The sequence below is a fragment of the Gemmatimonadaceae bacterium genome, assembly GCA_020846935.1.
In the GTDB taxonomy this organism is placed as follows: domain Bacteria; phylum Gemmatimonadota; class Gemmatimonadetes; order Gemmatimonadales; family Gemmatimonadaceae; genus RBC101.
In genome coordinates, this window is the sequence record JADLCY010000011.1 from 327,182 (window position 1) to 338,630 (window position 11,449).

The window sequence follows — 11,449 nt, forward strand, 5'->3', positions numbered from 1 at the left end:
CCGGTCGACCTACAAAGAGGGCGAATCCGGCCACCTGACCAGTCCAGCGCGGGCGGGAATCCTAAGGGCGCTCGTGAAAGCGCGCCAGTGTGTTCACATCTGGCTGAATCATAACGACTTACGGAATCAACATCACAGACTTGAATTGCGCAGGTGGCTGCCGGGCTGAACACCAGCGCCCCACTGGGCGCACCCCTCGGTCTGCCGAAACGACCGGAAGCCAGGCGCCTTGGCCCACCGGGATCACCCGATAGCCCGGGTCAGGTCCCGAAGGCAACTTCCCCAACGACCTCCCCTTCCTCTATAGCTACCGTGCCCCGTCGTATCCTCGTCATACCCCTCCTCCTGGCCACCGGCGCCCCTGCCCTCGCACAGCGCGGCGGCCCCCCACCCGCCCCCGCGCGGGCCCCGGCGATCGACTCGACGTTCGTGCGCATTCCGCACTGGCGTTTCGTGGGTCCCGACGGAAACCGCGTCATCGCGGTCGCCGGGGTTCCGGGAGAATACCGGACCTACTACGCCGGCGCCGCAAGCGGCGGGCTCTTCAAGAGCACCAACGGCGGCATCCGCTGGTCACCGATCACCGACTCGTTGCGCGTCTCGTCAGTGAGCGCGGTCGCGGTGGCGCCAAGCGATGCGAACGTGGTGTGGTTCGGCACAGGCGAGACCTTCCTGCGCAGCAACATCTCCATCGGCGACGGCATCTATCGATCGACCGATGCGGGCCAGCACTGGAAGCGCATGGGACTGGAGAACACGGGTCGTATCGGCCGCGTCGTGATCCACCCAACGAATCCGGACATCGTCTACGCCGCGGCACAGGGGCACGGCTACGGGCCGCAGCAGGACCGGGGGCTCTACCGTACAACCGACGGCGGCGCGAACTGGAAGCGCGTGTTGTTCGTGAACGACAGCACCGGCGTCATCGACGTGGTGATGGATCCGACGAATCCGCGCGTGCTGTTCGCGGCGAGCTGGCAGCAGTATATCGTGCCCTGGGACAAGAACTCCGGTGGCGCGGGGAGCGGCATCTGGATGTCGCGCGATGCCGGGGACACGTGGGTGCGTCTCGATGGCGGCCCAGGGGGCACGGGCTGGGGGCGTGGCCTCCCGCGCACGGGGACGATGGGCAAGATCGGAATCGGCATCGCGCGCAGCGATCCGCAGCGGGTCTACGCGCTGATCGAGATGCGCGAGCCGGCGTTCTACCGCTCCGATGACGGCGGGCGCTCGTGGCGCGCAGTGAATCGCGACCACGACCTGCTCGAGCGTCCACAGTACTACACACGCATCGGCGTGAACCCGGCGGACGCGAACAACGTGTTCTTCGTGGGCGTACGCTTCATTGGCACGCTGGACGGCGGCCTCACCAAGATGGCGAACCCCCCGAGAGCCGGCGGCGACCTGCACGACATCTGGTGGGATCACGTCGACCCCAGCCGCTTCGTCGTGGGCGACGACGGCGGGGTGGGCATCACGATCGACGGCGGCCGCTCGTTCACGCGCATCGTGTTGCCCAACGCGCAGATGTATCACGTGAATACCGATACCAAGATCCCGTACAACCTCTACGGCAACCGGCAGGACGGCTACTCGTACGGCGGCCCGAGCAACTCGCGCGGCTCGCGATCGATCGGCGTGTGGAGCGCCGTGGGCGGATGCGAAAGCGGCTGGGCCATTCCGGACACGGTCGATGGTCGCACGGTCTGGAGCGGGTGCTATGATGCCGGCCTGGAACGCTTCGACCTGCAGACCCGGATGGCGCGCGCCGTGGAACCATGGCCCGAAGCCGGCTATGGAGTTCCGCCCAAGGATCTCAGGTATCGCTTCCAGTGGACCTTCCCGATCCACATCTCCCCACACGACCACAACACGGTGTACGTGGGCTCGCAGTACGTGCACAAGACCACCAATGGCGGCCAGACCTGGACACTGATTTCGCCGGATCTGAGCACCAACGACAGCACCAAGCAGCAGTCGTCAGGCGGATTCGTGATCGACAACCTGTTCGTCGAGAACGTGACGGTCACGTTCGCGATCGCCGAGTCTCCCCTGCAGAAGGACCTGATCTGGGTGGGGACGATGGACGGGTTGCTGCACCTCACCCGCGACGGCGGCAAGACGTGGACGAACCTCACGGCCAACGTCCCGGGCCTGCCGAAGTGGAGCACGATCACGAACATCGAACCGAGCAAGTACGACGTGGCCACGGCGTACATGGCCGTTGATGCGCACCTCATCAACGATCGCGATCCCTACATCTACAAGACGACGGACTACGGTCGCACCTGGACGCGCATCAACGGTGACATTCCGGTCAGCGTGTTCAGCTATGTGCACGTGGTACGCGAAGATCCGGTCCGGCGCGGGATGCTCTACGCCGGAACCGAGAACGCCATCTACGTATCGCTGGACGACGGCGCGCACTGGATGGAGATCAACGGCGACATGCCGCACGCGCCGGTGAGCTGGCTCACCGTGCAGGGGCATTTCCACGACCTGGTGGTCGCCACGTACGGTCGCGGGTTCTACATCGCCGACGACATCAGCTACCTGCGGTCGATGGCCGACTCACTGGCGACGCGCCGCCTGACGATGATGCCGATGCGACCGACGTACCGCTTCCGACGGGTGGCGACGCCGATCGCGGCCACCAACTCGATGGTCGGCGGCGAAGATCCGCCGCTCGCGGCGACGATCAACTATGCCGTGGGCCAGGTGCCCCGCGACTCGACGGCGCGCGACTCCGTGCGGTTTGTGGTGTCCGACGCCAACGGCGGCGTGGTGCGCCGATTCGCAACCGGCGCGCCGCGACGCGGGCTCAACCGCGCGCTCTGGGATCTGCGCTACGACGCGCCGCGGCGCGCGAAACTGCGCACCGCCCCACCGGGAAACACGTGGCTGCGCGTGACCGACTCGCGACCGCTGGTGCCGTGGGATCTGGACCTGGTTGGCGGACAGGTCGGGCCCCTGGTCGCACCTGGTCGATACACGGTGGCCATGGCGTGGGGGCGCGATACCCTGCGGCAGATCGTCGAGGTGCGCCGCGACCCGAACAGCGAAGGCACGGACGCCGATATCGCCGCGCAGGTCGCGCTCGCGCTGCGGATTCGGGACGCACTGAGTGAGACGGTGGCCGTCATCGACGAGGCCGAATGGCAGCGCCGCGGGTTCGAGCAGCTCCGCTCCACCCTTCGGGAGAAGATCCGTGACGCGCGCCAGTTTGGTGCCGCACCCGGGCGTGATCCCAAACTTGCCGATGCGGAAGCATTCCTCAAGGACATCGACGACATCGAACGCAAGGTGCTGACGATCGAGGGCAAGCTCTACGACATCACGCTCACCGGCGCGCGCGAAGACGCGTTCCGGAGCCCGAATCAGCTGTACGAGAAGCTGGCATCGGTCGGCAGCGACGTGTCCGCGTCGAGCGCCGACTTCCGCCCGACGGACCAGCAGGGCGAGGTGTACACGCTGCTCCGGCAGCAGCTCGACGGGCTCAAGGCGCAGTTTGCCCAGCTCGTGGCCGGCGACCTGACCCTCTTTGCCCAGAAGGCCGCTCGACTGGGGCTTCAGCCACCGCCGATCGTTCAGTAGCGGCCCTTCCCGGCGCGCGCTCCAGCAACACGGAACGCGCGCCGGCGCCGGGTCTCGCGGGCGCGGAGCCTAACGACCCCCGCGCTGTGCAGGCCTCACCGGCGTCGCCCCGGGCTTCCGTCGGCGTGGGTGGTGGAAGCCGGCATGAACCCCGGCATCCACGACAGTCACCGCGACCCGGCGCGCGCCGGGCCGAGCGCCACGGAGCCCGCGGCCGCGAGGAGCGCGGTGGCCAGGCCGACCATCGCCGGCGTCAGCCCGTGCCAGGCCTCCCCGGCGCCGAGGCGGAGCCCGAGCATCACCACGATCCCGCCGACGATCGCCCAGAGCGTGGCGCGCGTGTCAACGCGTCGCACCGTGAGTCCGCCCACGATGGGTACGAACAGACAGACGCCAAGCACGCTGTAGAAGAACGAAAGCGTCCCCACGATCGTGTCCGCCGCCAGCGCGATCGCGATGCCCAGCCCTCCCCCGGCTACCGCGGCGAAGCGCGCCACCCGCAGGACCTGCGCGTCCGTTGCTGATGGCCGGAGGGTGCGCTTGTACAGGTCCTGCGACAGCGACGTGGCCAGCATGAAGAGGATTGCATCGGCGCTGCTGACCTCCGCCGAGAACAGGGCCGCCAGCCCGAGCGCGCCGATGCCCACGGGCACGTCGTGCACCAGCAGCGTGGGCAGGGCGAGCTGCGGCGACGCCAGCGCGGGGTGCGAAACGCGCGCCATCATGCCCATGAGCACGGGAACGGCCGCAAAGCCGAGCAGCACCAACGCATTGAGCCCGACGCCGATGCGAACGGTCCGGTCGTCCCTCGCCCCAAAGATCTTCTGCAGGAGTCCGGGGGACACGATGAACGCGGGCCCGAGCAGGGCGAGATACATCCAACCGGAAGCGCCGTTGCGCCACGGGTCGACATAGCCCGGGTCGGCAGGAAGCGCCGCGCGAAAACCCTCCCAGCCGCCAAGCGCGGCGAGTGCGACGGGGAACGCGAGCGCGAAGCCGGCGAACTTGACGACGACCTGCACGACGTTGACCCAGGCGCTCGACAGCAGCCCACCGGCGGTGAAGTACGCCGTGACCACGACGCCGCCGAGCAGACACCCGACCCACTTCGGTGAGCCGATCATGGCAGAGAAGAGCGTCGACATCGCGATGAGCTGCCCGGCCAGGATGGCCACGGTGCCCACCCACAGCAAAACGCTCGTCACCACGCGCACGCGGGGACCAAACCGGAACTCGAGGTAGTCGCCGACGGTCCTCAGCCGGTGCTCCTCCGCGACCCGTCGCATGCGCGGGCCGATCCAGAACGCCTGCACCAGTGAACCGAATCCGGCCGCACCGACCCACCACCACCCGGCGAGGCCGTCGCGGTAGCCCAACCCGGCCGCACCGACGGTGGAACCGGCCCCGATGTTGGCCGCGATCAGTGTTGCGAAGAGCAGCCCTGGTCCGAGGCCGCGCCCGGCGACGAAGAACCCGTCGGCGCTCTGCACGCGCCGCCCGACCCAGAGGCCGACCCCAACGAGCACCGCGGCGTACGCGAGGAGGAGCGGGAGGTGCAGCGTCACTGGGCCCGCGCTAGCGCAGCGCGATGAACACGCCGTCGTCGATCACGCCGTCCTTCACGCGAAAGAGCGTCACCCCTGACGGAAACGTGAAGGCACGGCCTGGTGTGTCGCCGACGATCGCCGCCGACGTGAAGAAGCGCGTCGGAATGCCATCGTAACGCAGGGCCTCGCGCACGTGCATGTGCCCCTGCAGCGCGACCGGGTAGGGTCGCGCCTTCAGTACCTGCAGCACATCGTTGAAGTTGGACACCACGTGCCGATACGCCGTGTGGCCCGCCACCGTGATCAGGGAAGGTGCGGGCGGCGCTTCGCTGAAACCGTTCATCATGTCGACGGCGGTCGCGAACGGAATGTGGTTGAACGTGACCACGGGGACATTCGCCGGCACGAGCGCGAGATCCCGGGCGAGCCACGCCAACTGAAGCGAGTCGATATGCCCGTAGTAGCGCTGATCGTCGATGTCGACGCTATTCAGGCCGACGAAGTGGATGCCGCCCGCGTTGAACGAGTAGTAGTCCGGGCCGCGGTAGCGCCGATACATCGTGCGTCCGTAGAGCGGATGCGACGCCGCGACCCCGGAGCGGTCCCGTTCGATGCCGAACGCCTCGTGATTGCCCGGCACGGTCCACACTGGCCGCGTGAACGGTGCGATCTCGCGGTTGAACAGTTCGTAGTACCCGGTGGCTTCGGATTCGCCGACGCGCAGCGCATCGCGCACGAGATCGCCCGTGACGATCACGAAGGCGGGCGCCAGCGAATCGACCAACCGCTTGAAGCGACGCGTGCGCTCGACGCTCGATGCGGCAATGTGGGTATCGCTGGCGTGGACGAACGTGAACTCCCGCGGCGTCGGCGACTGCCTGAGCCCGAACTCGAACGGAGCACCGCGGTCGCCACCCGGAGCCGGTCGCCACCACGGTGTTGTCGGCGCAAAGCCGTCCGGGAGACTGATGGACACCACGCCGGTGCCGAAGGTGGTCAGTGTGAACTCGCCAGTCGACGCCGTCGCCACGACATCGGACTGGTTGGACACGGCCACCCGCGCCAGGCCTGCCTCCCCAGCGTCTCGGCGCCCGTTCGCATTGCGGTCCTCGTACACGGTGCCGCGGATCTGTGCCGCGGCCGCACTCGAGACCAGGCAAGCGCCCCACAGCATGGCGAACCATCTGATGCCCGTCGGCACCAGGAGCTATGCCTCGAACCCGGCGAACTCGTCCGGCTCTGGTTCCCCAGGGACGGGAAGCGCCACGCCCTCGTACACGTCGTCGAGGCTGATGGAACCGGAGAGGCCGCTCAGCCGAAGACTCCCGACACCGGCCCGTGACTCCGCAGTCCATTCCCCCGACACCTCGTCGCGCGAATGCAGCGTGACCTGGCGTCGGTGCTGACTCACGATGAGGTAGTGCTGCAGCGATGGAAGCCGCCGATAGGCGACCAGTTTCTCACGGCGATCGACCGCTGCCGTGGAGGGCGAGGTCACCTCGATCAGCAGATACGGGTCGTGCACGACCACGTCGGCGTCACGGACGGCAGCGCAGGTGAGCACCACGTCCGGGTAGTAGAACACGTCGCTCGCCACGCGTACCTTGACATCGCTCACGAAGACGCGGCAGCCGCGGTCACGGGTCAGGATCCGGAGGTGCGCGGCGAGGTTGAGCGCGATCGCGTTGTGGCGCAGCGTGCCGCCGGACAGGGCAAACCGCTCACCTCCCACAAGCTCGTGGCGCACCTCGGCGTCGCGCTCGAGACGCAGGTATTCGTCGACGGTGAAGGTCCGGAGGTCGCGATCGAACCGCATGTGCCGAGCATATGCCGAGGCGGACGGAATTGGAAGGGCTTGGGCCGGGGGGCGCGAGGGCACTGACGCGCGTTCGGGCCACCAGGTCGGGCCGGGAGCCGGGAAGCAGCCCGACGGAACAGACCTGCTCCGGAAACATGGCCGCCCCCGCGTCACGCGGGCGCACAGCCCGGCTCCGCAGCCCGCCGGGCCACGGACTCCGCCGCGACGCACGCCGCGACGATTCACCAGACATCCAACTATTAGTTGCTGGTTGAAATGAGTCCATGCACCCCAAGATTGGATGCGTGCCCGATATCGCCGGGCGCGCTCGGCATCGACGCCGTCCGCAACTCTCCCCTGCGGCGTCGCCGCCACTGACCTTCCCTTCTCGCAGGAGGATCCATGCGCCACGCATCGCTGGTGTTGGCCGGCCTCTGCCTCACCGGATCGACGGTACTCCTGGCCCAGGCGCGGCCGGCACCGAGTCGACCGCAGGAGATGACGATCATCATCGAGGTGGAGAAGGTCGGCCACCAGAGCGCACACGCCAGGCTCGAAGCCGACTGGTCCGCAGCCAACTCGCGCGCCGGCTACGCGGGGCAATACCTCGGGATCGTCCGGAACACCGGGACCAGGGAACTCTGGTGGCTGAGCGGCTTCGGCTCCAACGAGGAGCGAGCCAGGAATGCGATGGACAACAGCACGCCGCGGCTGAACGCGGTGGCCGAGCGTTTCGAGGCCCTGGATGCGGCGCACACTGATGCCGTCCGAACCGTGATCGCCACGCTGCGTCCGGATCTTTCTTCGGGCGAGCCGGCCGACATCACGAAGGCGCGCATGATCGAGGTCACGCGCTGGCGGATTCGCTCCGGCCACGACGCCGCGTTCGCCGAGGCCGCCAAGCGATACTTTGGCATCGCCGCCAGGGCCGGTGTGCAGTTCCAGACCGCTTTCTATGAAGTGAGCGCGGGCGAACCTGCGGGAACCTACATCGGGCTCACCGCGATCCAGTCGGCGGCCCACTTCGACCGTGCCCAGGCGGATGCCGCGAAGGTGTACGCGGCATTTTCGGCCGAAGACAACACGGAACTCACCCGATTCCTCAGAGAGGGCGTGATGTCGACGGAGACCCACCGCTTCCAGATCGATCCCAACATCAGCGTGCTGCCGGACGCGTGGATCGCGACCGATCCGGGCTTCTGGACGCCGTCGTGGAAGAAGGTCGCCAGGACCGGTTCGCGCTGAAGGCGTTCGCAGGGCGAGAGCGACGGGTTCGCGCTCGCGGGGACGGAGGGGGCGGTTTGCCTGAACCGTGCCCCGCGTGTTTCATAGAGGCGGTCGAATCCACTCCATTCGCTGCCCCCTCCCCCTCATGCGACTCCGCTCTCTCCCCGCCCTGCTCCTGGCCGCTCCGGCGGTGCTCGGTGCTCAGGGCCTGAACGCAGACACGGCGGCCTACAAGGCCATCAGCTGGCGAAACGTTGGCCCCTGGCGCGGTGGGCGCGCCAACGCCATCACGGGCATTCCGTCGATGCCGCTCACCTATTTCGTGGGGTACACGGGCGGCGGGGTCTGGCGCACCGACAACGCCGGCCAGAGCTGGCGCAACATCTCCGACGGGTTTTTCAAGACCAGCACCATCGGCGCGATCGCCATCGCACCCTCGGACCCGAACGTGATCTACGTGGGCTCGGGCGAACACGCGATTCGCGGGCAGTCGTCGTCGTACGGCGATGGCGTGTACAAGAGCACCGACCAGGGCCGCACGTGGACCAATATCGGGCTCCGGTCGACCAAGCAGATCAGCGCCGTGCGCATCCACCCGCAGAACCCCGACATCGTGTGGGTCGCGGCACAAGGTGATCGATGGAAGGGCACTCCCGATCGCGGCGTCTACCGGACCATGGACGGCGGCAAGACATGGACGCTGCTGCTCAAGGGTGAAAACGCCACGTCCGGCGCGAACGACCTGACGATGGATCCAACGAATCCGCGGATTCTCTACGCCGCGATGTGGGACCATCAGCGGGTGCCGTGGAATGTGCGGAGCGGCGGTCCCGGCAGCGGCATCTGGAAGACGACCGACGGTGGCGATACCTGGACGCGCCTCTCCAGTGGCCTGCCCCGCCTCGTGGGCAAGATCGGCGTCTCGGTCTCGGCGGACCCGGAGCGGGTGTACGCGATCGTGGAGGCCGACAGCGGCGGACTCTTTCGCAGCGACGATGCGGGCCGCACCTGGCGCCGCACCTCGGGCGATCGGCTCATCCAGACGCGCAGCTGGTACTACATGAAGGTGACGGCCGACCCGAAGAACCCGGACGTGCTCTGGGTGATGAACGCCCCGGTGATGCGTTCGATCGACGGCGGGCGCACGTTCCAGAGCGTGCCGGCGACGCACGGCGACAACCACCAGATCTGGATCAACCCGACCAACAGCGACTACCTCGCGAATGCCAACGACGGCGGAGGCTCCATCTCGCTGGACGGCGGCAAGACCTGGAGCACGCAGGACAACCAGCCGACCGCGCAGTTCTATCACGTCACGGTCGACGACGACTACCCCTACAAGCTCTATTCCGGCCAGCAGGACAACTCTTCGGTCGTGATCCGGAGCCGCAGCGACAACGGCTCCATCGGGACGCGCGACTGGTGGGACGGCCCGGGCTGCGAGAGTGCCAACGTTGGCGTGAGCGCCCGGACGTTCCGCTACACGTACGGCGGCTGCTATCAGGGCCTGATCAACGAGGTCGACGAGCAAACGGGGCTCTCGCGCGACATCATGGCCTACCCCGAGATGAACCTCACGGAGCCGACCGACAAGACCAAGTATCGCTTCAACTGGACGGCGCCGATCCTCGTCTCGCAGCACGACGAGAACACCGTTTTCCAGGGCGGCAACGTGCTGTTCCGCACGCGCGATCGCGGGCAGACGTGGGCACCGGTGTCACCCGATCTGTCGAAGAACGACAAGGCCCGCCAGGGCTGGGGTGGTGGGCCGATCACCAACGAAGGCGCGGGCGGCGAAGTGTACGCGACGATCTTCGTGATCAAGGAGTCGCCGCACGACGCGAACACCATTTACGTGGGCACCGACGACGGCAACGTGCAGCTCACGCGCGACGGGACGCGGACGTGGACCAACGTCACGCCGCCCACGGCGGGAGACGGACTCGTCAACGAGATCGAGGTGTCACCGTTCGACGCGGCGACGGTGTACGTGGCGTTCCGGAAGGATCGCGTGGGTGACCCGGCGCCCTACGTGTTCAAGTCGACCGACTACGGCCGCACCTGGACCCGGCTCGTGACCGGTCTGCGTGAGAACGAGCCAGTGCGCGTCGTGCGCGAGGACCCGGAGCGCCGAGGGCTGCTCTACGCCGGCACCGAGACCGGCGTGTACGTCTCCTACGACGCCGGCGTGCGCTGGCAGCCGTTCTCCGGCAACCTGCCTGTTGTCCCGGTGACGGACATCGAGGTGCGGCACGGCGACCTCATTGCGTCGACCGAAGGTCGCGCGTTCTGGATTCTCGACGACCTCTCCGTCGTGCGGCAGCACGCCGATTCCGTCGTCTCCGCCGCGGCGCACCTCTACAAGCCACGTGCAGCCATCCTCTCGGATGCCGGCGGCGGATTCGGCGCGCCGACCAGCGCGGGACGCAACCCGCCGGGCCCCGCCGTCGTGTTCTATCGACTGGCGAACGCGCCCGACAGCGCGACGACGGTGAAGGTGGAGTTCCTCGACAGCCGCGGCGCGGTGCTGCGGTCGTACTCCAACCGGGAAGGAACCGGGAACCAGCGGCTCGCCCCGGCCGCCGGGGTCAATCGGGTGATCTGGGACCTGCGGCGCCCCGCCCCGACGCAATTGCCCGGCGTGCTCCTGTTCGGCGCGCCGAGTGCCGGCGCCCTGGCAACGCCAGGCATGTACCAGGTGCGACTCACGGTGGGAACCACCACGCGCACGCAGCCGATCGAAGTGCGGCTCGACCCGCGCGTTCAGGTCACGCCCGTGCAGATCGCCGAGCGGGATTCGGTGGCCCAGCTGCTCGTCAGGCGCATCGGCGAGATGCATGACGCCGTCAATCGCATTCGTGACGTGAAGACGCAGGTGCAGGGCTTTGTCTCGCGAACGAAAGATGCCGACAGTGCCGCGGCCATCGCCGCGCGCGGTGGCGCCCTGGTGAAGAAGGTCGAATCGATCGACCCGAAGCTCACGACGAAGGCCCAGAACGGTCAGGACATCATCAACTTCGCCAACGGCATCAACGGGCAATTCGGCTTCCTGCTGGGCCAGGTCGAAGGCAACCCGGTGCTCACCGCGGGCGCGAAGCAGCGGATCGTCGAACTGGAGCGGCTCTGGTCGGCGCTCCGCGCGGAAGTGGAGTCGGTCGAGACGGATGTCGAGGCGTTCAACCGCCTGCTGCTGTCGGCGAAGATCGAGGGCGTGGTGGCGAAGAAGAAGACGGTGGTGATGTAGCACGCGGGCCGGCGATCGCCGGCCACGGTGTCCAACCGA

Annotated in this window: 6 protein-coding genes; 3 read left to right on the forward strand and 3 right to left on the reverse strand. The window is 67.8% G+C overall.

Features of this window, described 5'->3' with window-relative positions; genetic code table 11:
- Positions 1–312 precede the first annotated feature (312 nt).
- Complete coding sequence (locus tag IT361_13910; protein MCC6318772.1) at positions 313–3,594, forward strand: glycosyl hydrolase; 3,282 nt, start codon at positions 313–315, stop codon at positions 3,592–3,594.
- 167 nt (positions 3,595–3,761) lie between these two features.
- Here the strand turns inward: IT361_13910 and IT361_13915 are convergent, their stop codons facing one another.
- From IT361_13915 to IT361_13925, 3 genes are read right to left on the reverse strand one after another with little or no spacing between them, the layout of a single operon-like run.
- The gene (locus tag IT361_13915; protein MCC6318773.1) at positions 3,762–5,159 is read right to left on the reverse strand and encodes a sodium:solute symporter family protein; all 1,398 of its coding nucleotides are present in this window, start codon (positions 5,157–5,159) and stop codon (positions 3,762–3,764) included.
- A 10-nt stretch (positions 5,160–5,169) separates the two neighbouring features.
- Positions 5,170–6,342 (reverse strand): metallophosphoesterase, encoded by a 1,173-nt coding sequence (locus IT361_13920; protein ID MCC6318774.1) that lies wholly within the window; start codon positions 6,340–6,342, stop codon positions 5,170–5,172.
- A 6-nt stretch (positions 6,343–6,348) separates the two neighbouring features.
- Entirely contained in the window at positions 6,349–6,957 is a 609-nt protein-coding gene (locus IT361_13925) for a Uma2 family endonuclease (GenBank protein MCC6318775.1), read from the reverse strand.
- Between the two features lie 384 nt (positions 6,958–7,341).
- On the opposite strand from IT361_13925, the gene IT361_13930 reads away from it, so the two are divergent.
- Together IT361_13930 and IT361_13935 are read left to right on the forward strand one after the other, a co-directional pair.
- On the forward strand, positions 7,342–8,184 hold the full coding sequence (locus IT361_13930; protein ID MCC6318776.1) for a hypothetical protein: 843 nt from the start codon (positions 7,342–7,344) through the stop codon (positions 8,182–8,184).
- A 127-nt stretch (positions 8,185–8,311) separates the two neighbouring features.
- Positions 8,312–11,410, forward strand: a complete 3,099-nt coding sequence (locus IT361_13935; protein ID MCC6318777.1) for a glycosyl hydrolase — start codon at positions 8,312–8,314, stop codon at positions 11,408–11,410.
- Positions 11,411–11,449: the final 39 nt, after the last annotated feature.

Coding starts and splice junctions, on each gene's coding strand:
- IT361_13925 (MCC6318775.1), bottom strand. CDS start 6,957: ATGCGGTTCGATCGCGACCTCCGGACCTTCACCGTCGACGAATACCTG.
- IT361_13930 (MCC6318776.1), top strand. CDS start 7,342: ATGCGCCACGCATCGCTGGTGTTGGCCGGCCTCTGCCTCACCGGATCG.
- IT361_13935 (MCC6318777.1), top strand. CDS start 8,312: ATGCGACTCCGCTCTCTCCCCGCCCTGCTCCTGGCCGCTCCGGCGGTG.